Origin of the sequence: Campylobacter concisus, assembly GCF_015229955.1 — a bacterium.
Lineage (GTDB): Bacteria > Campylobacterota > Campylobacteria > Campylobacterales > Campylobacteraceae > Campylobacter_A > Campylobacter_A concisus_AT.
Genome location: NZ_JAAKYZ010000002.1, coordinates 75,480 through 102,313, shown reverse-complemented (window position 1 = coordinate 102,313; position 26,834 = coordinate 75,480). Strand labels below are relative to the sequence as shown.

Annotated in this window: 33 protein-coding genes, 4 tRNA genes and 2 pseudogenes; 11 read left to right on the top strand and 28 right to left on the bottom strand. The window is 39.0% G+C overall.

Going from position 1 to position 26,834, the window contains the following annotated elements:
* Positions 1-21: 21 nt before the first annotated feature.
* From G6W45_RS04880 to G6W45_RS04870, 3 genes are read right to left on the bottom strand one after another with little or no spacing between them, the layout of a single operon-like run.
* Positions 22-1,146: a cytochrome d ubiquinol oxidase subunit II gene (locus G6W45_RS04880; RefSeq protein WP_149718026.1), complete on the bottom strand. Its 1,125-nt coding sequence runs from the start codon at positions 1,144-1,146 to the stop codon at positions 22-24.
* On the bottom strand, positions 1,139-2,674 hold the full coding sequence (locus tag G6W45_RS04875; protein WP_194167712.1) for a cytochrome ubiquinol oxidase subunit I: 1,536 nt from the start codon (positions 2,672-2,674) through the stop codon (positions 1,139-1,141). The genes G6W45_RS04880 and G6W45_RS04875 overlap by 8 nt, the downstream gene beginning before the upstream one ends.
* A 1-nt stretch (position 2,675) precedes the next feature.
* On the bottom strand, positions 2,676-2,891 hold the full coding sequence (locus tag G6W45_RS04870) for a DUF4492 domain-containing protein (RefSeq protein WP_194167711.1): 216 nt from the start codon (positions 2,889-2,891) through the stop codon (positions 2,676-2,678).
* Between the two features lie 125 nt (positions 2,892-3,016).
* Between G6W45_RS04870 and pyrG the strand changes: the two genes are divergently transcribed.
* From pyrG to G6W45_RS04845, 5 genes are all read left to right on the top strand, one after another.
* Complete coding sequence (gene pyrG / locus G6W45_RS04865; protein ID WP_087578046.1) at positions 3,017-4,651, top strand: CTP synthase; 1,635 nt, start codon at positions 3,017-3,019, stop codon at positions 4,649-4,651.
* Positions 4,652-4,755: 104 nt separating this feature from the next.
* Entirely contained in the window at positions 4,756-5,307 is a 552-nt protein-coding gene (locus G6W45_RS04860) for an NAD(P)H-dependent oxidoreductase (protein WP_194167710.1), read from the top strand.
* 352 nt (positions 5,308-5,659) lie between these two features.
* On the top strand, positions 5,660-7,234 hold the full coding sequence (recJ, locus tag G6W45_RS04855; RefSeq protein WP_194167798.1) for a single-stranded-DNA-specific exonuclease RecJ: 1,575 nt from the start codon (positions 5,660-5,662) through the stop codon (positions 7,232-7,234).
* Positions 7,235-7,460: 226 nt separating this feature from the next.
* Positions 7,461-9,458 carry a TonB-dependent receptor domain-containing protein gene (locus tag G6W45_RS04850; protein WP_194167709.1) on the top strand — a complete coding sequence of 666 codons (1,998 nt, stop codon included), beginning with the start codon at positions 7,461-7,463 and terminating at the stop codon, positions 9,456-9,458.
* A gap of 222 nt (positions 9,459-9,680) precedes the next feature.
* A complete protein-coding gene (locus G6W45_RS04845; RefSeq protein ID WP_194167708.1) occupies positions 9,681-10,265 on the top strand; it encodes a hypothetical protein in 585 nt (194 codons plus the stop codon).
* Positions 10,266-10,301: 36 nt separating this feature from the next.
* On the opposite strand, the gene G6W45_RS04840 is transcribed toward G6W45_RS04845, so the two are convergent.
* The 13 genes from G6W45_RS04840 to G6W45_RS04780 all read right to left on the bottom strand — a co-directional run bounded on the left by G6W45_RS04840 (position 10,302) and on the right by G6W45_RS04780 (position 18,863).
* Entirely contained in the window at positions 10,302-10,934 is a 633-nt protein-coding gene (locus G6W45_RS04840; RefSeq protein WP_194167707.1) for a protein-L-isoaspartate(D-aspartate) O-methyltransferase, read from the bottom strand.
* 60 nt (positions 10,935-10,994) lie between these two features.
* On the bottom strand, positions 10,995-11,762 hold the full coding sequence (locus tag G6W45_RS04835) for a carbon-nitrogen hydrolase family protein (protein WP_194167706.1): 768 nt from the start codon (positions 11,760-11,762) through the stop codon (positions 10,995-10,997).
* Positions 11,763-12,251 carry a hypothetical protein gene (locus G6W45_RS04830; protein ID WP_194167705.1) on the bottom strand — a complete coding sequence of 163 codons (489 nt, stop codon included), beginning with the start codon at positions 12,249-12,251 and terminating at the stop codon, positions 11,763-11,765.
* Entirely contained in the window at positions 12,241-13,263 is a 1,023-nt protein-coding gene (locus G6W45_RS04825) for a ribonucleotide-diphosphate reductase subunit beta (protein WP_009494790.1), read from the bottom strand. The genes G6W45_RS04830 and G6W45_RS04825 overlap by 11 nt, the downstream gene beginning before the upstream one ends.
* Before the next feature lie 71 nt (positions 13,264-13,334).
* On the bottom strand, positions 13,335-14,459 hold the full coding sequence (locus G6W45_RS04820; RefSeq protein WP_194167704.1) for a PepSY-associated TM helix domain-containing protein: 1,125 nt from the start codon (positions 14,457-14,459) through the stop codon (positions 13,335-13,337).
* A gap of 547 nt (positions 14,460-15,006) precedes the next feature.
* Positions 15,007-15,285, bottom strand: a complete 279-nt coding sequence (locus G6W45_RS04815; protein WP_103651578.1) for a type II toxin-antitoxin system RelE/ParE family toxin — start codon at positions 15,283-15,285, stop codon at positions 15,007-15,009.
* The gene (locus G6W45_RS04810) at positions 15,266-15,499 is read right to left on the bottom strand and encodes a hypothetical protein (protein ID WP_194167703.1); all 234 of its coding nucleotides are present in this window, start codon (positions 15,497-15,499) and stop codon (positions 15,266-15,268) included. Before G6W45_RS04810 ends, G6W45_RS04815 begins: the two co-directional genes overlap by 20 nt.
* Positions 15,500-15,543: 44 nt before the next feature.
* Positions 15,544-16,998 (bottom strand): phage terminase large subunit, encoded by a 1,455-nt coding sequence (gene terL, locus G6W45_RS04805; RefSeq protein ID WP_194167702.1) that lies wholly within the window; start codon positions 16,996-16,998, stop codon positions 15,544-15,546.
* Positions 16,952-17,458, bottom strand: coding sequence for a hypothetical protein (locus G6W45_RS04800; RefSeq protein WP_194167701.1), 507 nt, complete (start codon positions 17,456-17,458; stop codon positions 16,952-16,954). The genes terL and G6W45_RS04800 overlap by 47 nt, the downstream gene beginning before the upstream one ends.
* Positions 17,458-17,829, bottom strand: a complete 372-nt coding sequence (locus G6W45_RS09800) for a hypothetical protein (RefSeq protein WP_242039064.1) — start codon at positions 17,827-17,829, stop codon at positions 17,458-17,460. The genes G6W45_RS04800 and G6W45_RS09800 overlap by 1 nt, the downstream gene beginning before the upstream one ends.
* A 101-nt stretch (positions 17,830-17,930) precedes the next feature.
* Entirely contained in the window at positions 17,931-18,269 is a 339-nt protein-coding gene (locus G6W45_RS04790; protein WP_194167700.1) for a hypothetical protein, read from the bottom strand.
* Positions 18,232-18,501, bottom strand: coding sequence for a hypothetical protein (locus tag G6W45_RS04785; protein WP_194167699.1), 270 nt, complete (start codon positions 18,499-18,501; stop codon positions 18,232-18,234). The genes G6W45_RS04790 and G6W45_RS04785 overlap by 38 nt, the downstream gene beginning before the upstream one ends.
* Positions 18,498-18,863, bottom strand: a complete 366-nt coding sequence (locus tag G6W45_RS04780; RefSeq protein WP_194167698.1) for a hypothetical protein — start codon at positions 18,861-18,863, stop codon at positions 18,498-18,500. Before G6W45_RS04780 ends, G6W45_RS04785 begins: the two co-directional genes overlap by 4 nt.
* Before the next feature lie 141 nt (positions 18,864-19,004).
* Here G6W45_RS04780 and G6W45_RS04775 point away from each other — a divergent pair, with 141 nt between their 5' ends.
* Positions 19,005-19,223: a helix-turn-helix domain-containing protein gene (locus tag G6W45_RS04775; RefSeq protein WP_103559420.1), complete on the top strand. Its 219-nt coding sequence runs from the start codon at positions 19,005-19,007 to the stop codon at positions 19,221-19,223.
* A gap of 280 nt (positions 19,224-19,503) precedes the next feature.
* Positions 19,504-19,644 (top strand): annotated as a pseudogene (locus G6W45_RS04770) (IS1595 family transposase); the annotation flags it as partial.
* 14 nt (positions 19,645-19,658) lie between these two features.
* Here G6W45_RS04770 and G6W45_RS04765 read toward each other — a convergent pair.
* From G6W45_RS04765 to G6W45_RS04720, 12 genes and pseudogenes are all read right to left on the bottom strand, one after another.
* A complete protein-coding gene (locus G6W45_RS04765; RefSeq protein ID WP_194167697.1) occupies positions 19,659-20,525 on the bottom strand; it encodes a TIGR01777 family oxidoreductase in 867 nt (288 codons plus the stop codon).
* A gap of 100 nt (positions 20,526-20,625) precedes the next feature.
* Positions 20,626-20,754, bottom strand: a pseudogene (locus G6W45_RS04760) (hypothetical protein); the annotation flags it as partial.
* 886 nt (positions 20,755-21,640) lie between these two features.
* The gene (locus G6W45_RS04755; RefSeq protein ID WP_196780143.1) at positions 21,641-22,141 is read right to left on the bottom strand and encodes a hypothetical protein; all 501 of its coding nucleotides are present in this window, start codon (positions 22,139-22,141) and stop codon (positions 21,641-21,643) included.
* A 128-nt stretch (positions 22,142-22,269) separates the two neighbouring features.
* A complete protein-coding gene (locus G6W45_RS09925) occupies positions 22,270-22,398 on the bottom strand; it encodes a hypothetical protein (RefSeq protein ID WP_275944601.1) in 129 nt (42 codons plus the stop codon).
* 62 nt (positions 22,399-22,460) lie between these two features.
* The gene (locus G6W45_RS04750) at positions 22,461-23,231 is read right to left on the bottom strand and encodes a phage antirepressor KilAC domain-containing protein (RefSeq protein WP_194167696.1); all 771 of its coding nucleotides are present in this window, start codon (positions 23,229-23,231) and stop codon (positions 22,461-22,463) included.
* Positions 23,209-23,445, bottom strand: coding sequence for a hypothetical protein (locus G6W45_RS04745; protein WP_194167695.1), 237 nt, complete (start codon positions 23,443-23,445; stop codon positions 23,209-23,211). Before G6W45_RS04745 ends, G6W45_RS04750 begins: the two co-directional genes overlap by 23 nt.
* Before the next feature lie 4 nt (positions 23,446-23,449).
* Positions 23,450-23,719, bottom strand: a complete 270-nt coding sequence (locus G6W45_RS04740; protein ID WP_194167694.1) for a hypothetical protein — start codon at positions 23,717-23,719, stop codon at positions 23,450-23,452.
* Positions 23,716-23,925, bottom strand: coding sequence for a helix-turn-helix transcriptional regulator (locus tag G6W45_RS04735; RefSeq protein ID WP_149700176.1), 210 nt, complete (start codon positions 23,923-23,925; stop codon positions 23,716-23,718). Before G6W45_RS04735 ends, G6W45_RS04740 begins: the two co-directional genes overlap by 4 nt.
* A 146-nt stretch (positions 23,926-24,071) precedes the next feature.
* Complete coding sequence (locus G6W45_RS04730) at positions 24,072-24,809, bottom strand: hypothetical protein (RefSeq protein WP_194167693.1); 738 nt, start codon at positions 24,807-24,809, stop codon at positions 24,072-24,074.
* The gene (locus G6W45_RS09795; protein WP_242039063.1) at positions 24,793-25,323 is read right to left on the bottom strand and encodes a tyrosine-type recombinase/integrase; all 531 of its coding nucleotides are present in this window, start codon (positions 25,321-25,323) and stop codon (positions 24,793-24,795) included. Before G6W45_RS09795 ends, G6W45_RS04730 begins: the two co-directional genes overlap by 17 nt.
* Before the next feature lie 176 nt (positions 25,324-25,499).
* Positions 25,500-26,009: an integrase arm-type DNA-binding domain-containing protein gene (locus G6W45_RS09790; RefSeq protein ID WP_242039062.1), complete on the bottom strand. Its 510-nt coding sequence runs from the start codon at positions 26,007-26,009 to the stop codon at positions 25,500-25,502.
* Between the two features lie 191 nt (positions 26,010-26,200).
* Positions 26,201-26,276, bottom strand: a tRNA-Ala gene (locus G6W45_RS04720).
* Positions 26,277-26,381: 105 nt separating this feature from the next.
* Between G6W45_RS04720 and G6W45_RS04715 the strand changes: the two genes are divergently transcribed.
* The 4 genes from G6W45_RS04715 (at position 26,382) to G6W45_RS04700 (ending at position 26,819) form a co-directional block, all read left to right on the top strand.
* Positions 26,382-26,456, top strand: a tRNA-Gly gene (locus G6W45_RS04715).
* Between the two features lie 8 nt (positions 26,457-26,464).
* A tRNA-Leu gene (locus G6W45_RS04710) sits at positions 26,465-26,551 on the top strand.
* Positions 26,552-26,557: 6 nt separating this feature from the next.
* A tRNA-Cys gene (locus G6W45_RS04705) sits at positions 26,558-26,631 on the top strand.
* Positions 26,632-26,663: 32 nt separating this feature from the next.
* Complete coding sequence (locus G6W45_RS04700) at positions 26,664-26,819, top strand: hypothetical protein (RefSeq protein ID WP_194167692.1); 156 nt, start codon at positions 26,664-26,666, stop codon at positions 26,817-26,819.
* Positions 26,820-26,834 lie beyond the last annotated feature (15 nt).

Genomic DNA, 26,834 nt, shown 5'->3' with positions numbered 1-26,834 from the left:
TGCTTCTAACATCTTTTATCCTTAGTATGCGTGATGATCGTTTTTGATCTCGTCTTGCGTGATCTTCTTGCTATCTATCGCTCTCCAGACGACGATAATATAAGCAAGCACTACTGGCACTAGCAAGCTAACATAGGCCATAACGCCAAGCGTATAGTGGCTAGAGCTTGCATTTTTGATAGTTAGCGAGCTAGCAAGGTCGCTAAATGACGGATAAAATGCAGTGCCATTTAGGCCTGTTATCAAAAATAGCGCAGTTACAGCTAGCGTAACGCCAACGCCGTAAGCAAAAATTCCACGAATACTTTTTGTAAATGCCCCTTGGAAAATTCCAACAAGTACCAAAACAACGCCAACAAGAAGCAATATGCCAACGATAGGCATTTCGATCAAATTTATAGCGTATTTGTAAGGCATAAGGCTAACTACGCCGTTTGCGTCGTATGCAAAGCCATCTTTTGTAAGCACCCAAGCAAGAAATCCTAGGAAAAATGGCAAGAATAGCACGGTGTTAATAAGTAGCTGTTTTCTAGCGTTTTGTATAAATTCGCCATCAGCGATGTTGTTCATAAGATATAAGCAGCCACCTACGCGAGATAGGAAAAACATTGCTATGCCAAGCAAATACAAGTAAGGATTTGCCAATGCTTCAAGACCGCGAAATGGAGTCTTCCACTCGACAAAGTTGTGCTCATTTAGCACAAAGTCACTTCCGCTAAAAAATGTACTAACCGCCATGCCAATAAGGATAACGCCAAGTGAGCCATTTATGAAAAGGAAAATTTCATAAGTTCTAGCGCCTAAGAAGTTATCAGGCTTTTTGCGGTACTCGTAGCTTACAGCTTGGATGATAAAGCAAAATAAAATAGCCAACCAAACCCAGTAGGCACCACCAAAGCTAGTAGCGTAAAATAGTGGGAACGCCGCAAAGCACGCACCACCAAACATAACAAGCGTCGTGAATGTAAGTTCCCATTTTCTACCGATAGAATTTATGAGCATATCTTTTTTAAGCTCGTCCTTGCCAAGGCTAAAGATTAGCGACTGACCACCTTGAACGAACATCATAAAGACTAAAAGTCCGCCAAGAAGGCTAACTATAAACCACCAATAAATTTGTAAATTTTCTAAGCTTAAACTATGCATGGTCGTTAAATCCTATCTTTATTTGCTTAAGCATGATTTTGATCTCAGCAATTAACAAGACCGTAAATAAAACAGCAAATAATATAAATGAAATTTTGATATTTGAGTCAGATAAATTTGTAGCTCCGACGCCAACGGTCATGAGATCTTGTATCACCCAAGGCTGACGACCGACCTCTGCTACTATCCAGCCAGCTTCAGCTGCGATGTAGCCAAGCGGTATGGTAAAGAGACAGATCCATAAAAATGCTCTTATGTTTTCAAATTTATATTTTCTTGAGAGATTTAGATAAAGAGTGATAGCAAAAAGAGCTATGAAGTAAGTGCCAAGAGCGACCATGATGTGAAAGCTATAAAATGTAAGTGCAACTGGCGGTACAGCTTCTTTTGCGTCTTTAAGATAGCCATATCCTAAGAAATTTAGATTACTTTCTAAATTTGAAAGAGAAGTTTTCATTAGGCTCTCATCATTTGCTTTTTTGGCTTCTTTGTAGTTTTTAAGAGCCTCGATGGCTACTTTGCCCTTTGCCATCTTCTCTTCAATGCTTATTAGATTGTGCTCGCTATTGCCATAAAGTAGGTCATTTATACCTGGTGTAAATGAGTCAAGCTCTCTGTTTGCCATGATACCAAGTGCATAAGGCACCTTTATTTCAAGCAAAAATGGCTCGCTCTCGTCGCCAAGCTCTTTAGCTAGGTTTAAAATACCAGCTGCAACTAGGCCAGCGTTAGTCTCGCCCTTGTAAAGTCCCTCCATGGCTGCAAGCTTCATAGGCTGCTTTTGAGCTACAAAATATGCGCTCTCATCGCCACTAAGTAACAAAAATGCCGAAGTGATAAGGCCAAATGCGCTAGCGACCACGATACTTTTTTTAGCTAGCAAGATGTGGCGTTTTTTGATTAAAAACCAAGCAGAAATTCCTATCACAAAGATAGCTGAGATGGTGTAGCCGCTAGTTACTGTGTGTAAAAATTTGCTAATGCCAAGAGGATTTAGCGCAACTTCAAAGAAATTTTCCATCTCCATTCTGGCAGTATCTGGGTTAAATTTCATGCCGATAGGATATTGCATCCAGCCATTTGCGATCAAGATCCAAAGCGCACTTAAATTTGAACCGATCGCGACAAGCCAAGTTGAAAGTAGGTGAAATTTCTTACTAACCTTTTCCCAGCCAAAAAACATAATGGCAAAAAATGTACTCTCCATAAAAAATGCGAGCAAGCCTTCAATCGCAAGAGGAGCGCCAAATATATCGCCGACAAACCAGCTGTAATTCGCCCAGTTTGTACCAAACTCAAACTCCATGATGATGCCAGTAGCCACACCGATAGCGAAATTTATACCAAAGAGCTTTAGCCAAAATTTCGTTATCTCAAGCCAGACTTTATCGCCGGTTTTGACATATATCGTCTCCATAATGGCGATGATAAAACTTAGCCCCAAAGTAAGTGGGACAAACAAAAAGTGGTAAATGGCAGTCAGCGCAAACTGAGCCCTAGACCAATCAACAAAATCCATCTCAGACATTTTATTCCTTTATTAAATTACGAATTACAAATTCGCTTTTTTCTTCTTCGGTTTGAAATTTGGTATTAAGAGTCTCGTTAAAGATAAAGGCTTTTAAAATTCCAAACATGATGATAAGCTTTATTATTATGAGAAGCCATAATTTTTTGCCTATTTTCATGTTTTTAAAGCCGTCTATATATAAAGAGGCAATGATGTTTAGGTAGTTTTTTATCATAGTTTGTGAAGTCTATAACAAAAAGACTTAAAGAATAATTTTTAAAATTTATACGATTAATGCCTTACTAAATATTTAAGGGGTATAATCCGCAATTAAAAAATAAATAAATTTAAGGAAATTTAATGGCAAAAGAGACGAAGTACATTTTTATCACGGGTGGCGTTTTAAGCTCACTTGGAAAAGGCATCGCAGCTGCGTCTATCGCGACTCTTTTAAAAAATTCCGGCTTAAAGGTGAGCGTTTTAAAAGCTGACCCATATATCAACGTAGATCCTGGCACGATGAGCCCGCTAGAGCATGGCGAAGTTTTTGTTACAGATGATGGTGCAGAGACAGACTTGGATTTGGGACATTATGAGAGATTTTTAGATGAGAGCCTAAGTCAAGACAATAACTTCACAACGGGCAGAGTTTATAGCTCGGTCATCGAAAAAGAGCGAAGAGGCGATTACCTTGGAAAGACTATTCAAGTGATCCCTCACATCGTTGGCGAGATAGTTGATCGCATCAAAAAAGCAGGCGAGGGTAAAGATGTGCTAATCGTTGAGATCGGTGGAACTGTTGGTGACATCGAGGGCTTACCATTTTTAGAGGCGATAAGAGCGCTAAGGGTGGAAGTTGGCAAAAAAAGAGCGCTAAATATCCACCTAACGCTTGTGCCATTTATCAAAGTAGCTGGCGAGCTAAAGACAAAGCCAACTCAGCATAGCGTAGGCGAGCTAAGACGTATAGGCATAACACCAGACATCATCATCTGCAGATCTGAAATGCCACTAAACCGCGAGCTAAAAGATAAGATAGCAGCAAGCTGTGGTGTTGAGAAAAATTGTGTTATAGAGAGCTTAGACAGCGCAAGTATCTATCAAATTCCACTTTCATTTTTAAAGCAAGACATACTAACTCCAATCGCTGAAAATTTAGGCTTTAATGAGCTAAAACCAGACATGGCAAAGTGGGATAGCCTTGTAAAAAGAATAATCGCTCCAACAAATGAAACTACAATAGCATTTGTGGGTAAATATATCGATCTAAAAGAGAGCTACAAGAGCCTAACTGAGGGCATCATCCACGCTGGAGCAAATTTGGATGCTAGGGTAAATTTACGCTGGATAGATAGCGAAAAGATAGAAGAGAATAATGTAAATGAGCTTTTAAAAGACGTTGATGGCATCTTAGTGGCTGGCGGCTTTGGTGAAAGAGGCGTTTTAGGCAAAATGCAGGCTATAAAATTTGCTCGTGAAAATAAGATCCCTTATCTTGGAATTTGCCTTGGTATGCAGCTAGCACTCATTGAGTTTGCAAGGGATGTTTTGGGCTTAGAAGATGCAAATTCTATGGAATTTGACAAAGAGTGCAAAAATCCTATCATCTATCTAATAGATAGCTTTATCGACGCTCACGGCAAAAAACAGATAAGAACGCACACAAGCCCACTTGGCGGCACGATGAGGCTTGGAGCATATAACTGCGACATCAAACCAAAGACGCTTCTAGCTGAAATTTATGGCAATGCAAAGAGTGTAAAAGAGCGTCACCGCCACCGCTACGAGGCAAATCCAAAATATAAAGAAATTTTTGAAAAAAATGGTCTTTTGGTAAGCGGTGAGAGCGATGGACTGATAGAGGCTATCGAGCTAAAAGGCCATCCATGGTTTGTGGGCGTGCAGTGTCATCCTGAATTTACTAGCCGTCTAACTAAGCCAAATCCTGTGATATTAGGCTTTATAAAGGCAAGTTTAGAAAACGTCAAATCTTAAATTTAGAGCCATCTGGCTCTAAAAATTCTTTTAAATTTTTTGCTGTTTTTATTAAATTATTTATCAAATAAATCCCACTGCTTGCTAAATTTTTAAGGAGAAAAATGAAAACTCTAATCATCTTAGCCCATCCTGACATCCAAAACTCGGTCATAAACAAGCGCCTGCTGAAAGAAGCTCTCAAAGAGCCGCAGCGCTTTAGCGTTCATGATTTGACACAGGTTTACGCAGGCGGCAACATCGACGCCGCGCGCGAGCAAGAGCTCATCAGAGCCCACGACGCCCTCGTTTTGCAGTTTCCGCTTCACAATTTCTCCTGCCCTCCGATTTTAAAATCGTGGATCGACGCGGTGATGACGCACGGCTTTGCCTATGGGCGCGGTTCAAACGGCATAGCGGGGCGCAAGGTAGCGCTAGCCGTGACCGCAGGCATCAAAAAGAGCGACTACAGCCCGCAAGGACGCTATCATTTTAGCTTGCGCGAGGTTCTTACGCCGTTTGAGCTTGCGTTTAAATACTATTTTCACGCCGATTACCGCGACTTTTTCGCATTTTACGGCGCCGAGGAGACTCCGGGCGTGGACTACGTCTCAAGCGACAGCGAAATAGAACGCGGCGCTAGAGAATACGCGGAGTTTTTGAGAAATTTGGAATAAATTTTTATAAAAATTGTTTAAACTTTATGGCATAAAGCATTTAAAAATTTATAAATCTAATTGTATAAATTTTTGTTAATACTTGCCATTTTTGGTGTGCTAAATTTGTAAAGACTATCAATTTAACAAAGCTTTTAAGCTCACCATAAGCCCTAAAATCTTACTTTCATTTAAAATTATAAGAAATTAAATTTCAAAAAGATATAATCCAAGCATTCAAAATAAAGACGAAAGATTGCGATGAAAAAGAAGTATTTTTATAGCCAAATTTTTGGCAATATGGGTGTAAATTTAAGTGAACAAGTAGTATTAAATAAAGTTGGCAAGTTCTTCAAAAAATCTTGCCAAAACCATGCTAAATAAAGAGGATATAAGGAATTTACTAGCGCATAGATTTTGTAACGACATACATAAAAAAATTAGTGAAATTCCGACACCAAGTGCCTTAAAAGATATCTACAAAGGCGCTAATCGCATAAAAGAAGCGATCGAGAAAAACGAGCGTATAGCCATTGTGGGCGATTATGATGTTGATGGTGTGGTTTCAAGTGTGATTTTGGCCGAGTTTTTTGATGATCTTGGCGTGAAAGACTACCTAGTAAAAATTCCAAATAGATTTAAAGATGGATATGGGCTAAACCCTGAGATAATAGACGAACTCTCAGCCGATGTAAGCTTGATTATCACTGTTGATAACGGTATCTCTGCAAACGATGCGGCCATTATCTGTAAAGAAAAAGGCATCGATCTTATTATTACTGATCATCACATGCCTCCAGCTGTTCTCCCAGAAGCTTATGCGATCATCAATCCAAAGCAAGAAGACTGTAACTTCCCAAATATCGAAATTTGTGGCGCTGAGGTCGCTTGGTATTTGGTTGGAGCGTTAAAGGATGTTTTTGGGCTAAATTACGATATGAGCAAATTTCTAGAGCTTTTAGCTATCGCGATAATTGCTGATATGATGGAGCTAAGAGATATGAATAGAATGCTTGTTCGCCTTGGCATTTGTAAGCTAAATGCGTCTAAGCGTTCCGCATTTCATGCTATAAAAGAGTTTTATGGTAAGGAAAAATTTGAGTGCGATGATATTAGCTTTCTTATAGCTCCGCTTATAAATTCAGCCGGACGTATGGACGATGCGATGAATTCATTTAACTTTTTGCGTGCAAAGAGCATCGAAGAGGCTTACAACTACCTTGATACCATTATCGAATTTAACAACTCCAGAAAAGAGGAAGAGCGCCAACTCTTTGAATGCTCGCTAAAGGACGTAAAAGAAGACGATGAAGTCATCATCACTTGGGGCGAGCAGTGGCACGAGGGCGTGATAGGCATCGTAGCTAGCCGCCTTGCAAAGCACTTTGCAAAGCCAGCTATCGTCTTTAGTATCGATAAAGGTCGTGCAAAAGGTAGTGCTAGAAGCATTGGCAAGCTTGATATCTTATCTCTTATAGCAAGCCACGAAAATTTACTAACAAGCTACGGCGGTCACAAAGGAGCGGCTGGACTTACGCTTGCACCTGAAAATTTGGTGAAATTTAAAGAAGCGATAAATAAAAGCTGCTCATGCCTAAATATGCAAGAGTGCAAAAGCTCGGACGAGCTACTTGGCGACATAATACCAAGCGAGATAGACTTTGAACTGCTTGAAATTTTAGAATTTTATGAGCCATATGGGCAGAAAAACCCTCGCCCAGTCTTTAAGATAAAAAATGCTCTTGTTAAAAATGAAAGACTTATAGGCAGGGATCAAAATCACCTAAAGCTCATCTTGCAAAAGGATAATAAAACGCTTGAGGCTCTATTTTTTAACTTTACAAAACACGCTAGAGTTGGTGAGATGATAGATATTATCTTTTGTATATCAAAAAATTCATTCCGCGGACTTGTTACTCCACAACTACTCATAAAAGAGATTTTATAAATTTTATCTCGGTTTTATAATGCTAAAATTTTAATAAAACCGAGATTTCTTCGGTTTTAATTCACCAAAATCGTTTCTTTATATATTTAATGCAGTCTAACTAAAATAATACTATTTGAGTCAAATTTTTATATTGTAAAATTAATGTTATATAAATATTTATACTTTGTTTAAGTTTATTTTTGCTTTAATTTTAATTTTAAATATTAATTTCATAGGACTAAACATGAAAATTTCTTACGTTTTAGCATTTGCTTTAGTACCAAATTTAGTGCTTGGTGCTGAGGAAACGATAGACTTGGCTCCGGTTACCGTTTCTGCAAAGATACAAAAGTCCGTTCTTGACGAACCGACAAAGGCTCAAATAGTAGGCAAAGGCGCGATACTAGAAAACGGCGACATCGCTAAATCGTTTTTAAATTTGAGCGGCTTTACGATGGAGCGCAAGGGCGGAGGCGGCAGCGAGGTTTATTACCGCTCGCAGACGGCGGCTAGACTGCCGGTACTAATCGACGGTAGCACGCTAAACGGCGGTTGCGGTATGCGAATGGATACGCCCATCACTTACATCTCGGCACAAAATTATAGCTCGGTTCGCATCGTAAAAGGCCCGCAAGACGTCAGATACGGTGCGCTCATTAGCGGCGGTATATTTTTCGATAGAGAGATAGCAAGGCTGTCAAAACCGAGCTTCGGAGGAAACGTAAGCGTACTTGGTGGTAGTTTTAGAAGATTTGAAACTGCTGCAGACGTAGCGGCGGGTAACGAGCTTGGCAGCTTAGAAATTTCCGGCGGACACTACCAGAGCGGCGATTATAAAAGCGGCGACGGACAGAAAATGCATACGCACTATAAACGCAACAGCGTTTCGCTCGTGGGTACGCTAACGCCCACGGATACTACGGCCTTACAGTTAAGCGCGGATCTAGGCGATGGCGAAGCGGCGTATGCCGACAGGATGAGGGACGGCGTGCAGTTTGACCGTAAGTCTTTCGGACTCAAATTTGAACAAGATGTCGGTGAGCACAAGATCAGGCTAAGCTCGTATTATCACCAGATCGATCACATAATGGACAACTTTACCATGCGTCCAGTGGTGCCGGGTGCAGGAATTGGCAAGGGATACAGCATTAGTCACCCGATACGCGATATGTACGGCTTTAAGCTAGAAGGCGAGCTAAATTTCGATAATCTAACTAGCTTCATCGGCGCTGGATACTCTCAAGATACGTTTAAATGGCGAGGCGCCGGAAATGGAATGAAGGGTGTAACAAAAGCCCAAATGGACGTAGCCCTATCAAAGCCGCACGTAAAAGAGCGTAAGGTAACGTATAAAACTATATACACCCAAAACGAATACGTCCTTGAAAACGACTACGGACTTTTCGGCGGACTTAGGCTAGACGTCGGCGAGAGAAAGCAGCTACTAATGCATAAAAGTAGGAGCGAAAATTTATTCTCAGGCTTTTTTAGATACGAAAAATATCTGCAAAATTTAACGCTCTACGCAGGACTAGGCCACGCACAAAGGTTGCCAGATCACTGGGAAACGAGTAAAGACGACAATCTCAAGCTAAATAAAGAAAGAAACACTCAACTTGACTTTGGTACCGTACTAAAAGATAAAAACTACGAGCTAAACGCGAATTTTTTCGTCTCAAAGATGGATGATTACATAATGATAAAATATAGTCCTATGGGTATGTCTTCAAACGTATTTAATACCGATGCTTTACTATACGGCGGCGAGATCGAGGGCGATACGCTACTAGCCGATATGTTTAGGCTGGGGGCGGGCGTATCCTACGTCTACGGCAAAGTGACTAAAAATGCGGGCGGCCTAAAAGACGGCGACGCACTGCCTAAGGTTTCGCCTCTAACGTTTAAACTAAGCGCCGGCCTAGAAAAGCCAGACTGGTTCGTCAAAGCCGATTTCTACGCTAACGCATCGCAAAAACGCGCGCAAAAAGGCTACGGCGACGTGGGCGGTATGGATCTTGGCAAGAGCGATAGCTTCTGGACGCTAGGACTAAGCGCGGGCTATAAATATAAAAATTATCAATTTTTGCTAGCGGCCGAAAATTTAAACGACGCCAAATACGCCTATCATAACTCAAAAGGCGGCTACGGCGGCGGTATCGCAGGATATGAGACTATCCCGAACGGTACGAGGCTTTATGAGCCTGGCAGAAGCTTTTGGGCGAAATTTAAGGTGCATTTTTAGGGCGTAACTTAATAAATTTGGCATGGCTGTGGGCTTAAGATTGGCCCTAAAGCTGTGCTAAATTTAAGTATTTTTGCTCTTATCTTCTTAATAATACTCACACTTACTATATTTACTATTAGTAATAAATTGGCACTTGGTATAAAATTTCTTATTAAATTTAAATTTTATATAGATTAAAAGCTTAGATGTAAAATCTCAGAAATTTTTTAAAGGAGAGGTATGAAAAATTTACTTGTAAAATCAAGCTTGATTTTAGCTTTGGTAAGCTCAGTTGTACTAGCTCAAGGTGCATTTGTTGGTGGTGAGGGTGATTATTCGTTTAACTCAAAAATCAAAACAAAAAATATAGCAAGTAGTGAGAAAAATAACTTCAAAAAAGGTCACTATGGTCTTGGCTTTTATGGCGGTTATGATTTTGACAGCTATAGAGCTTATGGTGGTTATTATTATGACTTTAAAGCTAGGAAAAATGCTGGTGAATCAGATGCAAAATGGAGTAAGCATAAATTTTTAGGCGGTGTTGATTATACGCCAAATATCACTGAAAATTTTAAAGCCGTTCTTGGTGGATACACAGGTCTTGGCTACTTAAGCGTTAGAGAGAGATTTAATAACGAAACAAGTAAGAAAAATTTCAAAGGCTTACTAGTTGGCGCAAAAGCGGGCGGTATCTACTCATTTGATGAACATAACGCGATCGAGTTTGGCTTAAAAGCTGATAAGACTTTTTATAAGAAAAATAGCGGAGCTCAGCTAAGAGATACGACTATAGGAATTTATACAGGCTATACTTATAAATTCTAACATTTAGGCAAGGCTTAGGCTTTGCCTTATTTTGGGCTACTCTCTACCTTCAAGAAGTGGCACAAAAAGACACTCATCCAAGTACTCTTTTTCTAAATTTCCATCTTTATCTTTTTTAAATTTAGCGATAAATTGCTTGCCATCTTTTTTCATTGGAGCTACTAAAATTCCACCATTTTTAAGCTGCTTAAATAAATTTGGCGAGATCTCAACAGCAGCTGCCGAGAGCAGGATACGATCAAATGGTGCGTAGCTTCGCCAGCCATTGTTGCCATCATCATACCTTACATGCACGTTTTTTATTTTTAGTGCCTCGAAGCGTTTTTTCGCCTCCATGGCTAGCTTTTCTATGCGCTCGACGCTAAAAATTCTATGTGCGAGCTTGCTTAGTATCGCTGCTTGATAGCCGCTGCCACAGCCTATTTCTAGGATGTTATCCACATTTTCACACTCTAGCGCCATCGTCATCTTTGCCACGGTTAGCGGCGAGCTGATCCATTGATTACCCAGTATCGGTTGTGCGTCAAGTTTGTAAGCATGCGCAGGGATAGGCACGAAAATTTCGCGCTCGGTCGTTGATATCGCGTCAAACAAAAGCGGACTTAGCGTGATCTCATCGGCTATGTCGCTAGCTAAATTTTGGCATTTTATCGCTTCTAATTGGGTCAAAATTTCTATCCTAAACAAATTTTAAATCGTTATTATACGATTTAAAGCTTATCTTAAAATTTATAAAAGACCTAAATTTTTCTTTATCTGCGTGATCAAATTTGCGTCAAAAACCGCGCTTTGCTCTAGCGTGCCATCTGGCAAAAAGACCCCAGCGAGCTCAAGATCAAGCGAGCTTGATATCATGACGTAGCAGTTATTTGCGATCGCAAGCGCCTTGCAAAGGCTAAGGTAGGCCTCCTCTCTGGCCTTGCCCCACATGGCTGGCACCATGATGATATCGCATCCTCTTAGCTTTGCCCAAAGCCTGCTATCACGTAGCTCAAAGCATATCAGCACGCCAAGCTTTAGCCCTTTAAATGTAAATGCACTTATATCGCTCACCTCGCCAGCTGCAAAGATTTCATGCTCTAAATTTGGCCTAAAAAGCTCAGCCTTAAACTGCGAATGAAAGACGTTGTTTGAGTTAAGAAGTAAAAATTCGTTATAAATTTTTGGTTGGTGCGGATTTAGATTTGAAATTTGAGCGAGCCCTGCGCTTTTGTTTAGGCTGCTAAGGTGCGTAAAACCAAGAAATTTATCTGGGCTAAGCGCCTCTTGTAAGCGCTCAAGCAGCATTGCATCAAAGCTGCCTATCATGCCACCAAGCATCGCTTTATTCGCCCCTGCAAAAAAGCCGTCGAAATCATATCCACTTATGCAAAGCTCGCTTGCAAGAATGAGCGAATTTTCAGGCGCAGCCTCAACTAAATTTGCAAGCTCTTCTAGGCGATCTGTTGCATTTTTTGCCTTTAATGTTAGGCTTATTAGGTTTAATTTTTCGTCCATTTATTTTCCAAATACAAATGTCATAGGTTTTTCGTCGTGGCAGTCTTTTGGAATTTTGCAGTTTATATCTGTGCCACCGATGTTTGGTGTAGCTTTTAAAATAACGCTTATAGCTGTGATTTTATCATCGCACTGGGAGAGCGGATCATTAAAAACCCAGACCTCAAAGCCAAGACCCCTAGCCTCATCATGTGAAACTATTCTTACCTCTTTTAGATCTTTTGCTTCAAAGCCACACTGTTTGTTTATGCCAAACATCACGTCATTTCCTAGCACAGATCCTAGCGGTGCGAAACTTGGTGCAATTTCACCGTTTGGCATCTCTTGATAGACTTCCGCTTGGCTTGTCTCTTTTACCTTAACAAGCTTGTAGGCGTAGAAATTTTCGAGATTATTTTTATTTGCTTGATCAATTATTCTTTGATTGCTACTCGCACACCCCACAAAAAGCACGCAAGCAAGGGCTAAGATGCCATTTTTAAAAGTCATCAAAGCTGATACTTCCCTTGCTGTAGTTTGTCACCTTTGCTTCAAAGAAATTTGACTTTTGATCGTTAAACTTCGCAAAGTCATCGACCCATTTGATCGGATGAGCGACGTTGTATTTGCGTTTTAGACCGATCGCAACTAGGCGCTGGTCGATGAGATAGTGGATGTACTGCTCGATGATATCGTCTGTAAAGCCCATTATTTGGTTTTGGGTGATGTATTTGCCCCATTTGATCTCTAAATTTCCAGCTTTTTCAAACATATCATAAATTTTCGCCTCAGTCTCAGGTGTAAAAAGGTCAGGCCTTTCCTTGCGGACTGAGTTTATCATGTTTTGAAACAAAAGCAGGTGCGTGATCTCGTCACGTTGGATGAAGCGGATCATTTGAGCTGAGCCTAGCATCTTACCAGCGCGAGCTAGAGCGTAGATCGCTGTAAAGCCGCTGTAAAAATAAATGCCCTCTAAAATTTGGTTTGCCACCATCGCAAGAAGTAGCTTCTCATCAGTCACTTCGCCTGCAAGCTCCTCGTAGACACTTGAGATGTAGTCGTTTTTCTCGCGTAAGACGTCGTCGTGCTTCTCCATCTCGTAGATGAGGTCGGTGTTGTCGCAGATCGCCTCGACCATGACAGCGTAAGACTTGCTGTGGTTTGCCTCTTCATAGGCTTGGCGGCTTAGCACGGCGTTGATCTCTGGCGCGGTGATGTAAGGGTTAATGTTATCAGCTAGGTTATTTGTCTGAAAGCTATCCATCGAGATGAGCTGGCTCCAGACGAGGTCGTACATGCGTTTTTCAGCCTCTGTGAGGTTGTAGGCGTAGTCGCGCACGTCGTCTGTTGTATCGACCTCTTTTGGAAACCATGTGTTTGCCTCCATGAGGTCCCAAAGCTTTAACGCCCACTCGTATTTTGCTTTAGTGAAATTTAAAATGCCATGCGGGTTGCCGTTAAAGACTCTTCTGTCGGTCAAATTTTCATTTGAACTTGGGTTGTAGATGCGTTTTCTGTTCATAAATTTCTCTCTTGTTTGTGGTAAAAATTTCTTAAAATCTTACCCAAAGCAAGGTAAAAATTTACTTTTATTTAGAGCGCCTTAGTCCTTTTTATGGTCATCAAAAAGCCAGTTATGATTAGTAAAACCGCGATCACACATGATACGGCAAACACTACCTGACCAATTTCGCCAAACATCTCACCAGTGTGCAGGCTAAGTACTTTTCGCCCAGCCTTTTTTGCCTCTGGGATGCTTTCACTTTTACTAACTAGCTTATTCTCTTTGATCTTGCCAGCGCTCGCGTCAAGCTTTAGTTTACCCACTTGACTCTCGCTAGTTTCGTAGTTTATAGTGTAGGTAGTTTGGTTATTTTCAGGTACGTTTATCGTGAGCGATTTTAGCTCTAGTGTGACGTTATCTTTAAAAATTTGCTCCGCAGTCTCGATCTCTTTAAATTTCTCGTCGCTTATTGGGAGTAAATTTGATTGTGGTAGACTTTTTTTCATTGGAGCTGTTTTTAGATCAAAAAATATACTATTTACACCGCTTCTGACCCAGCCATAAGACCAGTAAAGGCCAGTTAGCGACATCACGACAAGTAGGATCGCCACGTAGGTGCCAAGGCTCGTGTGGAGGTTGTAAAAGCAGGCGTAGCCCTTTGCGTTTGTTTTGATCTTTAGCGAATTTAAGAAATTTCGCTTGATCGCTGGTGCGTAGAGGATGAGACCACTGATAGCAAGCAGAGCCATGATGATAGAGCTAATGGCAACTATTTGTTTGCCGATATTGGCTGAGATCTTGCTATCAAGTAAAGCAAGGCCTAAATTTCTATGAAGGCTTAAGATAATGATACGAAATTTCTCACCCCAATCCTCACTGATCACCTCGCCACTTCTTGGATCTATAAAGAAATTTAATTGCTTTTTATCTTTTGTAATGCTTATACGATAAGCTTCATTTGCTCCACCTATTTGTAAGCTTTCAAGCGTATCAAATTGAATCTCACTTTTTGCTTTAGCTAGGAGTTCATTTAAACTTAAATTTTCTTTTTCGCTAGGAGCTAAGTTTATAAAATTTTTATTTATCGCACTTTTGATCTCTTCTCTATAAGACGCAAATGGTGCTGAAAGAGTCATGAATATTAGCGGAATAGCCGCAATTAGTCCAATTATTAGGTGGATGTTGAAAATGATTTTTCCTCGTTTTAAAAACATTTTTTTCCTTTAAATTTTAATAGCGAATATTATTTTATTTTTTGTTAAAGCAAGATAAAAATTTATAAAATTATTTTTTAGTTATTAACTTTTACTAATGTTGATAAGGGTCTTAATATCAATTATTTATTAAATTTTTACATATTGGTATCTTATTTTTTGGTAAAAAGTTATTTTTGCAGTAAGGTATAAATAATGATAGATGTATTTAGATTTATGGTGGAGTTAAGCAGAAAATGTTTTTAGCTTTAAAGCCCGTTTTTATCGAGTTTTAACAAAATTAAAATTAATAATTTTTACACTCATTTATACACTCTAACTTTTTAAGCTTCAAATGTTTGATTTGTTGGTTATGAAAAGTTTAGTTTTCAATACAAAACTATCATAAGTGCTTAAAATAGGGGGTTTCAAAGTTGTAAAGTTAAATGATTTAAGTTTCGGACGCTTAAAGTGGTCGTTTTGGCTTAAGAAAAATTAGTTTTCATCTCTTTTTTGCTCGAAAACTTAATTAAGGTTATTTTGTGAAACATTACTACCTTATTACGTTTCACGCTTCCCACTCGTTAGCCTTGTAAATGCCTAGTATGTAAATAACCTCATCATCTATCAAGTAAGGTATCACATAGCCTTTAAATATCAAATCTCTAGCATTATTCTTTTTTACTTTTTGGCTAAGTCTATGAGCTGTGGGTGTATCTTTTAAATCTAAGCACTTATTAAAAACATCATCGACAAAACTGTTGGCTCTATTTACGCTATCCTTTGCGATAAACTCTTTTATTGTGTTAAGCTCGTCAAAAAAGCGATTATGAAATTTTACGTGCATATTCGCCATCTTTTATCTGCTCTATCATCTTGCGTGCTTGAGCTTCGTCTATTAGCCCTTTGCCTTGTTTGGCTTCATCGGCTCGTGCGTTTAGCTCGTCTGCGTAACCATCATCGATAATTAGCTTTTGATTAGTCGTATTAGCTAGAGCCTTGCTTATTGCTACTATTTGGCTTATTAGTGCTTCGTCTGCTTGTATGGTTAATGTCTGCATTTGTAACCCTTTCTTTTGATTATTTTAGCTTGTATTGTTAAAATTTAGTCTGAAATATGCCCCCAAATCCCACTAGGCTTATTTTTAAACTCACTAATTGCCATTGTGAGCGTATCGACTTGGTCGTCGTGTAAGTGGCTGTTATCGGCGGTAAATTTCTCGCACTCATCCACAAAATCACTAACCCACGCTCCGTTAGTAGGCAAATTTACATATCCGCTCTCAATGTAGCCTACAACGTCTAAAACTCTAGTGTATTTATCCTTTTGTGGTATTACGGCTCTTACTGGGATATTATTTTCACGTTTTATTTTTTGGATTAGCCCCGTTCCGCTTGATTTGTCCTCTATGTAAAACATTAGTCCGCTGTATGTAGTCTTATGCTTGGCAAAAAAATCTTTAGTGGCATTTTCAAGCTCTACTGCGTCCCATTTGCCACGCTTTAGGTCTAGTAAATAAATGGCGTTGTCATATCCTAAGCCAGCTAATAATAAAACGCTGTAATCGTTTTGCTCGCCAGTCTTTTGAGCCGTATCCATAAAAACACCTACACGCTTAATTCTTGGTGCTACATCATAACGACCAAACCACGCCCCTTGTATAATATCTCCGCCCTTAGTGCTTGGGTGCTGTTGATAAAGAGCATTCCACGCATAAGAGCCTAACGCACTTTTTATTTTTAATAGTCTGTTTAAATCGTATCTTTCTGGGTGTAATGCTTCGCCCTCTTTTCTGTGCTCCTCGTCGTGTTCGGCTATTGCTGGAAAGGATAATATCTCCCACTTGTCGCCGTCTTTTTGAGCTTCTTGGATTAATCGCCCTGCTAAATCGTCCTCATGCCACCTTGTCATGCCTAATAATATGCCACTCTTAGGGCTTAGTCTTGTGTAAAGGGTTGTAACATACCAGTCCCACACTCTATCCCTAAAAGTTGCACTATTTGCTTCTGCTGCGTCCTTGATAGGGTCATCAATAATTGAAATATCCGCTCCCATACCCGTAATACCTCCGCCTACGCCCGCGCTCCTATACGCGCCCGTGTGTCCTACAATCTCAAATATTTCACTATTTCTAAGGGCGTTTTGGGTTGCGGTTACGACACGTTTGGAGTTTAGCTTTGTTTCGGGGAAAATTTCAGCGTAAGGCTCGCTCATTATTATACGCTGGACGTCCCTATTCATTCTTGTGCTTAAATCGCTTGAATATGAGCTGGCTATTATTTGCAAATTTGGATTTTTGCCAAAAGCCCACGCTGGAAAAGCCCTGCTAAATAACTCACTTTTACCGCTTCTAGGCGGTGCAAATATCATTAAGCGTGGCTGCTTACCATCCATTACGTTAAGATAAAATCGCTCCAGCTTATCTGCTATTTCTTTGTTAAACCAGCCGACCTGATAGCTTGGGTTGATTTCGGTTACAAAGCGAATTAGGCTACGTCTTGCCAGCTCGTCTTTAATTTGCTTTTGAGAGTATTGCGTCAAGTGTTTCGAGTTCATCATTACTTAACCCTGATAAATCTAGCTCTGGCTTTTGGTTTTGCTGCGTATTGTTATTGTTTATGATCGTTTGTGGCTCTTTGCCTAGTATGGTCTCTTTATTTCTAGCGGTTATTCTGCTGTGAGCCTCAATATCGCCTATTGTTTTGGCATTTTTTAGCATTTCATTAGCTCTTTTTTGATTTGTTAATGCTGCATTTTGAAAAAAGATGAGGTGTTTTGTAGCCTCACTTATTACCTCATTTACGCTGTTAATTTGTTGTAAATTTTCATCTGCTAACTCCGTTTTAAAGGCTACTTCTGCGTTAATTTTTTCTTTAAATTTTGGTGTTAATCCTTTGACTATCTTATGGACTGCTACGTGACTAACTCCTGCTCTTTCTGCTATTTGCCTAATCGAAAAAAATCCCGTATGAAAATCGGCTAATATTTTTTCTCTGATCTTGTCTGTTATTTTTGCCATTATTTGCTCCTTTGTATATCGTTTTTTTGCATTTGCGAAAGCTTTTCGTTGTTTCTTTGTATCACGTTTTTTACATATCGTTTTACGCTCGCCTTTGCTCTGTCTGGCTTCATTCTATTTGCCATAATCCACGAGTAAGCCTCTAGTGGCAAAGCGTAAATTTTGGCTAGCTCTTTATCGTATTTACTCACTTTCATAACTCTCAAATTGTTAATAATGGTTTCGTCCGTGTAAGGGCTGTTAAATACTTTTAGGATTAAAAAGGCTATTTCGGTTAAATAATAATCATCTGCTCGCTTCTCCCAGTCTGGATAAAACTTGTCGAGGATTTTAAAAAAGGTTTCAAGTGTGTTAAGCTCTTTTGGTAGCATTGATTTAGCCTTTTGATTTTTTCAGTATTTTATGAAAAAGGCTGTTTACACTCTCGTGGAGTGATGAGGTTAGGGGCTAGCCTCGCCCCTTTAGATTATGATTAGCTTGCTTGCATATCGTTTTGCAAGCTCGCACCTTTTAAGGGCTTATGCCATTTAAAAATCCCTTTGGCTTCTAAGGGATTATTTTTGTTAAAGTCCTCTTTACTTTTATCTCCAGGGCTTAGGCGGCCAAGCTGTCTTTTCAAGTGCTTTACTTGTGCTTCTGCGTGCCTTAGCTCGTTAATGTAATAATCTACGAATAGCCACGCTTTAGCACCTGCTTGATAAATGGCTTCATCTTTGCTAACTTCCTGGCTTTGCTCTAGTGTGCTTATTAGCTCATCAAAGCTTCGAGCCTTTTCAAGCTCGTATAGTCTTACGTATCTCTTGGCTGTCATTTCCTTGCTCCTTAGTCGCTTTTGTGTCTTTTAGTGCATAATCATCAAGCGTTGAGGCAATATCGAGCAAAATGCCACTTAGTAGATAAGTAGCGTTTAGCCTCTCATTGTCGTCTATGCTCTCGTGTTTATTTGCTATTGCTAGCATTAGCGTTGATACTTGGTTTAATACGCAAGTTATTTCAACGCCTAACTCAAAATTCTCACTGATTTCGTTAAAAACTAACTTCATTTTTGCTCCTTTAGTGATAATTTACTTTTTAACCCTGCATTTTCTTTTTGTAGCTCGTCTATCTCATCGCACAAGGCTACGTAATTACTAGCCAGCTTCTCAAATTTTCGGTTTCTTTGCTCTATCTCGGCTTTTAATTGCTCGTTTTGCTCCTCTAGCTCGACATTTTGTGCGTGAAATTTGCCATTATGCATTAAAACCCTAGCATTTTCGCTTCTTAGCGCATGGCTCTCATAAAAAAGCGAATATGCCACATCGTAAAGCGTTTGTTCGCCTACCTCTGTGTTGCCATTATTTTGCTCGATAACAAACTCATGAAACCTTTTAAACATTGGTCTGTCTGAATTGGTTGGGATTAACATTTTTACTCCTTCAAAAGTATGTAAATAAGTATTTTTTTAGTTAATTATATACTTAATTAAATATCTTGTCAAGCTCTAATATACTTTTTTAATGATATTTTGCTATTATTAGCTAATTAAATAATTATGTAAAGGGCAAAAATGGATAAAAAAGAGTTTAACGATTTATTGAAACGTGCAAATTTATCAAAAAAGGGCTTTGCTGATTTGCTTGGAGTTTTGCCCTCGTCTGTAAATAATTGGGGTAGCTCTCAAAATATCCCTTATTGGGTAGAGCCTTTTTTGGCTAGCCATATTAAAGCTAAAAAATACGATGATATAAAAGCGATATTTGATGAGGTAGAAAACAAAGAGGATTAATATCATCTTGTAACGAGTTCGTCCGTTACTTGTAACGTATGTAACGTTACAAGTGTTACACAAGCGTTACCGATAGAGTGACATATACGCACCCTAGGGTGTCAGCTGTGATGACATCCTTTAAAAGCTACCTAAACCTAACTTACCCAGCTCAACTTTGATCTTGGCTCTAACTACGTAAAATACGATATTCTTTAACATTTAGGGGCGTTTTTGATCTAACTAGATACGCCCTTTTAAAAAAGCTGTATGAATTTAATTCACCCAGCTCAAAATTACGCTATTTAAAGGGATAAGGAAAGAGAATTTCTTATTACATTTAAAGGAATGTGAATTTAAATATGATACTAAAACTACACAGGAAAACTTATATCAGAAACTACTAAAATTGATAAGAGAAAATCTGCTTAAGTTTTGTTGAGCCTTTAAAAAATCTCAGCTTAAAATTTCACTCAAAGCAGCGTTTAAATCACCAAATTTAAACTCAAAGCCCTGTTTTAGTAAATTTACAGGTCGCACATCTGCACCTTTAAGCAATATCGCCGAGCCTTCGCCAAATTTTAGCTGCAAAACAAAGCTTGGGACATTAAAAATGGCTGGGCGTTTAAGTGTGTTTGCAAGGGCCTTTGTGAAGCTTTCATTGGTAGCAAATTCTGGCGAAACAAGGTTAAAAATGCCTGAAATTTCACGATTTAGCACAAGCTCATAAGCTTTTAGCAAATCGTCCAGATGCACCCACGAAAAGCTCTGCTTTCCGCCTGCCAAAACGCCGCCAAGACCTAGCTTAAAAATCGGCAACATCTTGGCCAAAGCACCGCCCGTTTTGCCATCAACCCCTCTGCCAAGCACTACGCCAAGCCTAAAAATCGCCGTTTTCACGCCAAGCTTACTGGCCTTTAACGCTTCATTTTCCCAAGCCACCGCCAATTTTCCCAAAAATCCTTTATTAAAATTCTGCGAACTTTCATCGTGTATTAAACCGCTCTCATAAATGCCAACCGCCGAAGTTGAGATGAAAATTTTGGGCTTTTTTGAAGTCTTTGAAAGTGCCAAAACAAGGTTTTTCGTACTTGCAATTCGGCTATTAAAAAGCTCATTTTTATAGCTTTGACTCCATCTTTGCGAGATGTTTGCACCAGCTAAATTTATTAGAGCATCATACTCTTGCAAAATCTCAGTCAAAGCTGAAATATCCGCATAAATCTCACGCTTTATTTTTAAAATTTCATGCCCTTTTGAAGCTAAAAACTCACACAAATTTGAGCCAACAAAACCACTCGTGCCATTTATCGCTATTTTCAAGTTTGTCCTTATCAAATTTTCTTAATTGCAATTTTCACTTTGCTTCAAAGCGTGTATTTTAAGAAGTTCATCCTTTTTTGGTTTTTTAGATTATACCAAGCATGATTTTAAATCTCTCTGACAAGCAATACTTTAAAAGTGAAGTGTCTTTGTAGTCTATAAAATCAATCTTTGCTTCTGTAAATTTGCAATTAACCCATCTCACTTTTTTTGTAAAAAAATTTCTCATTTTTAACCTTAATGTAAATATTTTTAGCCCCCTTGATAATTAATTTTTTCACTTAAGGATAAAGGGAGATTTTTTGTAACAAAAAGGTCATTGTAGGGTAGTTTTACAGGGGCACACTATACGTTCGTTTTCTTAAATTGCGATTTTCGCTCGTGCGTGGCTTGCTTGCTAAGCTCTAGCCCCTCGGTGTTGGCTTTGATTTTGACTTATACAAAAAGGGTAAAAATGGCCAAAAAAATAGTAGAGAGTGAAACGCTTTGCAATACCCTTTTTTATGAAACCTTAAGCAAGCTAAAAAATGGCTGTTTTGGCTTAAGGATAAAAGCCGTTTTCATTTTTTTTGTGAAATCCATTTTTATTGCTAGGGTTTTCACCAAAAAAAGTGATAACCTGCTCCCTTTTTTATGGAGGCGGATATAATCCACCCCTTTGGCTGTTATCTTTTGCGTTCCTTTTTTTGTGGAGCGATGAGGTAGATTAAATCTAGGTCATCTTTTAAAGCTGGCTATGTTTAACGTAGGTAGCTTTTACGTTTCACTTGCAAGGCTCAAGCTTTGATAATAGGGTTGTTTGGGTTTCATTGTTAGGGCTAGTTGGGCGGATAGCCTATTTTATGGGTCGGCTCGCGTCCTTAATTTTAAGGGGACGGACAAAGCTCATATTTAAGAGCTTCACTGCTCACCCTAAAATTTGGGGCAGTGATTTTATCTTGCGTTGAGGTAACGAGCCAAAATCTCGGTTGGTTATCATAATAGATTTTGCTTGATTTGTTTAAAAATGGCTTGTATAATTACGGCGAAATTCGAGGGCGCACTTATTGCGCCTACTTCACTTACACAAAGAAATTCACCGAGGGTGCTTTAAAGCCCTCCTTGCAAATATCCGCTTATGCTCTTAGCTCTCTTTTGTTCTCTTTTGACTTGTAGGGCTTGATCGTGCCTTGCTCTTTAGTGGTCTTGTCTAGTATGGATTTAAACTCATCTAGGACGTATGGGAGTTGCAAATTTAGCCTTTGCTTGAGAGGCAAGGGGTTATCTTTGCTTTTAGGGTTTATGCTTACTACGGCTTCGGCTCGGTAGATAGGCAAGTTTAGATTATTTTTCTTTGCCTTGTCATAAAAATACACTCTACTTAATACATCGTTATTTTTTAGATACTTGGTATTTTCAAAGCTAATAACCTCATCACAAAAAGGGTCAAGGTTAAAGGGGCTATCCTTATCAAAACAAAGGTCAAGTGATGAAACGTTATTTATCACGCCTAGAAGCTCCGCTATTAGCTCTCGCGGTGGTGGTGTCTTGTTATATTGCCTAAGTCCATAAACTTCAAATAAAGCCTTTTGTGGCTCATTGCCTGCGCTTTTTAGAGTGGCGTAGAAAATAGGCAAGTCACTAAGAGCATAAATATTTACTATCTCATAACCTTTAAACTCGTGCCTGCGTTCGATTTTTACCGCTTTGGCTGTCTGCTTATGCAGCTTTTGCCATTTTTTGCCATAAGCCTTTGCTATGCTTTTTAAAAGATCAATTTTTTATGGGTCTTTTGCGTAATAGCCTTTTTATAAAAAGTCGCCCTTATGGTGTCTATGTAAATTTTGCTCTCGGCTGTGTTGATAATATTCTCAACTTCTGCTAAAATATCCACGTTCGTAACCTTGTTAAGGGCGGCTAAACTTGCTCGGCTTGACCGCCCCTAAAATTCTTTAATTAGCTCTTTATTCGAGGCGTATTTTTAGCTTTTATAGCCTCGATTAGCTTTTTAGCTAATTTTACTTGACCCCTTGGCGTTATTAGAGTGATAAGGTCTAAGCATTGCTCGCCGTTTGGCTTTGTAAATGGTCGCGGTTTGCGTCTAAAATAGCCCATATTTAGATACTTTTGCAAAGGTTCATTATTAAACATCAAAATCCCTAGTTCGTGCATTAGAGCGAATAACTGGTTTTGTCCTATAATTACGCCTTCATTCTTATCACAAAGGATTTTCGCATATTCGCCTATTTTAATATCGCCTTTGCTAACCTCGACGGCGCGCGCGAAATCTACATAAGGCGCGTCAGCTTCGATCTTATGCTCTAGCTGTTTGTTTTTGTCTTGTTCGTCTGCGTATCTTAATGCCAGCTGTGCGAATACGCGCGGGTCTGCTAAGACGTTTTGAATATCCAAAGGGCGGTTACTGCTGTTTAGGATAAAATCGCTCGCCCAGTCCCTGAATAAAATCGTCTGTGGAGTTTCACGCAATTTAAAGCCCAAAGTAATAACGCCCTTTTTCGTCCAGAATGTCTTATCCGCGCCACCGTTACAATTTGTCACGGTGTAAAAATGCACGCTCTCTTTAAACTCGTTTCTAGCCTTTTGCTGCCTGATAGCTTCCTCACTTACGCCAAATCCATCTGCGACTTGCTTATTAGATAAGCTCCACGTGTCTTGATACTCCGAAATCTCTAAATTTAGATCATTAAATGCTACTATTGCTTTCATCGTTGTATCCTTGCTCCGTTAGTTCTCTTACTTGCTTTCTTAGGTTTTTGTTGATGTAAAATAGATCGTAAGCCATATTTATTAACCCTTGTGGTGCTTCTTTCACACTAGAAACGCCGTAAGCTCTTAAATGGCTAGTAAATTCTTTTATCTTTTGAGGCTCGATAGCGATAATCGCTCCGCCTTTGCCTGCTGTTGTTATTTCTAACCTCATCTTATTATCCTTTCTTGCGTTGAGGTGCATTACTCGACGGCTTAGATTTTAGCCGTCTGATTTCGTCCTCTAGTTCGTTGATCTCTCTTGCTAGTTGTAGCGATGTATCATAAAAGCTAAGGGCTATGTCTAGAGCGTCATCGGTCTGCTTGCTAGTTTCGCCCTCTTTTATGGCTTTTAATAGGCTAGGGTTACGCTTTTTTACTATTAGCATAAAGCCTAAGTAAAAATCCTCCTCGCTTAGCTTGTCGTATCTTGGCTTTAGGGGCTTCATCTTTCGCCCCCTTGCTCTGGTGTCGCTCCGCCTTGCTTTTTATACATGAAAGCTTCAAGGTCATCACGTTTAAAGCGTATGGTTTGATTTGTGTAGATGATAGGTTTTGGGAAGTCGCTTGATTTCTTGTATCTGTAAAGCGTCGATACTCCTATGCCTAAAAACTCCGCTGTTTCTCTTGAATTTAGTAGGGCTTTGTTTTGCATTTTTAATCCTTTTATATGTAATTTTTCTCAAATGGTTAAGCCTGAATGCTTGCAAGCTTGATATGCTTAAGTTGATTTGATATGGGAGAATTATTACGGAATAAAAAAGGCGTGCTTGTTTTTAAAAAATGCTTAAAATAGACTTTTTAAAAATGTTTTTCACTAAGTAGGATTTTTACAATGTTGTTTTTTGCTTCAACTAGTGCGTTAATCATATTTTTTAAATATGTATCTAGCTTTAAATTATGAGTTTTATTTATATCTTGTAGAATTTTTTTAATATCGCTAACGCTGGCTTCTTGTTTAAAATATGCTGTTTCTTTTAAAAAAATATTTTTGCACCTATTGCTACTTTTTGTTTTTGCTAACTCATCTAATAGGTCATAAATAACGTCCAGGGCTATATTTAAACTTTTGTTGGCTTTTGCCGTAATAATGTTGGTATTAATGTTGGTCTTTGTTTCAAGGAAACAAGCTGTTTTTAAAATTAGGCTAATATCTTGATTTAGGGCTTTTGTCGGCTTTCTTTTTGCTTTTGTAACTTTTTGCTTTACCTCATCGCAAATATATTGATAAAAAGCTTCTGATAATAATATTATTTTTTCTTGGTTAATTTGGTCTATTGTTATTTTTTTATTGATAAAAGTAAAATGGTCCTCTAATTCTTTTAAAAAGGGTGTGATACTAATAAATTTTTCGTATGTTATGAAAACTTTGTCTTTATTTCTCTCGGCTAGGTCATAAGAAAATAAAAAAACTACTTGAGTAACAAAGGTTATAAATATTTCATTGTCTTTGCTTGGTTTTACCTCTATTATTTTCAAAATATCTGTGTTAATAGGATCAAAGCCACCACTAAATTTTTTATTAAGACCACAACTCATCTAAATAATCACTCCACCACTGCATTAACTCCGCCCTCTCGTCCAGCCTTTGGCTTCTGTCATAAATAGCTTTTACACTGCTTCGCTCTTTGTGGTCTAGGCAAAGCTCTATCACGTCACTACTAAAGCCGTGATTTTTGATGTTTTCATTTAGTAGCGTGCTTGCTGTCGTGCGTAAGCCGTGAAAAACCATTTCATCGCCAAAGCCTAACCGCTTAATCGCTTGGTTGAGGGTGCTATCGCTTAGCGGTCTTGTAGCACTTATGCCACTAGGAAAGACAAAATCGCCCCTTTTATGCTCTAGCATTGTTTTTAAAAGCTTCTTTACTTGCTTACTAATAGGCATATAAAAAATTTCTCTTAGCTTCATTGCTTCGGCTGGAAATGTAATTAAATCATTCTCAAAATCCACGTATTGCCATTTTAGTTCTCTCACGTTTGCACTGCGTAAAAAGGTATGCACGCCAAATATTAACGCTTGCTGCGTGCAAAACGAGCCTTGATAGTCCTGCATTGCTCTTAATAGCTCTTTAGCTTGCTTGGCTCGGTTATTGCCTTGTAGTGGTTATTTGATGAGGTCTTGAAAGTATCATTAAAAATAATATCTCGTGTTGGATTGTGTTCGATGTAGCCCTTATTTACTGCCAAATCTAAGATTTTGCGAAGTAACCTAAATGTTCGCTCTGATGTTTAGTGTGTTATGCCCTTTTTGATTTCTTGTGCTTGTATCTGCTCGATTACTTGCATATAATCTCTACGCTTTAGAGCGGTTATCTCTTTGCTACCTAAATAAAAGATGAGATGATTTTTTACACGCCCTATTTGCTTCTTAGTCGATACGAGGCTTTTGCTCTGCTCTTTTTCTATCCACTCATCGGCTACATCTTTAAACGTGATAGCTTTTTGCTTGGCTGTGGCTGTCTGCAAGTCTTCGCCCCTATCTCTTAACCTCTCTAGCTCTAAGGCTTTCGCCCTTGCTTCTGCTAGCGTAATGCTTGGATATTTGCCTAGCCTAATTTGTTTTGTTGTTCGCTTCTCGTCGCTCTCTTGATACTTGAAATAAAATGTTTTGGTGGTTTCTTTTTGGGTCTTGTAAGCAAGCACATATAAAAATTTTACTCCGTCATCTTTTACCCACTCACGATTTTTATTTTTGAGTGTAAATTTTTTTAGTGCCAAATCGTTTGTAAAGCTTGCCATTTCGTAACCCTTGTTTTTGAGTGTAAAAAGTTACTAAAAATATTTTTTTACACTCAGATACACACTCAAAAGAGTGATATTAGATGAAATGCAATGATAAGAGATGAGAGCTTAAAAAGTGGTAAAAGCCCTAAATTTAGGCTTTGAAAAGCTTTTTTTGACAAGGTTTGAAAACCCCTGAAAACGTCTGTTGGTGGAGTTAAGCGGGATCGAACCGCCGACCTCTTGAATGCCATTCAAGCGCTCTCCCAGCTGAGCTATAACCCCAAATAGATTTTGGCATTTTATCTTTTTATGGCTTACAATATTTTGAAATTTGTTTTAGTAAAATAAAATTTTAAGCAATTTTTGGATAATATTGCAAACTTTAACGCGGGAATAGCTCAGGGGTAGAGCACAACCTTGCCAAGGTTGGGGTCGCGAGTTCGAATCTCGTTTCCCGCTCCATTAACTTAGCCCGAGTGGCGGAATGGTAGACGCAAGGGACTTAAAATCCCTCGGTAGTTTTTACCGTACCGGTTCAAGTCCGGTCTCGGGCACCACGATATGGCGACATGGCCAAGTGGTAAGGCATGAGCCTGCAAAGCTTTGATCCCCGGTTCGAATCCGGGTGTCGCCTCCAAACTTCAAAAATAACTACTCGAAGGAATAATAGTGAGAAATTTATTTTTAGCAGCTTGTATATCATTTTTTGTAGCTGGTTGTTCAAATACTTGGCATGGCGTAAAAGAAGATACTCATAATGCCAAAGAATGGACCAAAGAAAAGATAAATGATGGAGCTACATATATTAAAGAAAAAACAGAGTAAATTTTAAAGATTATA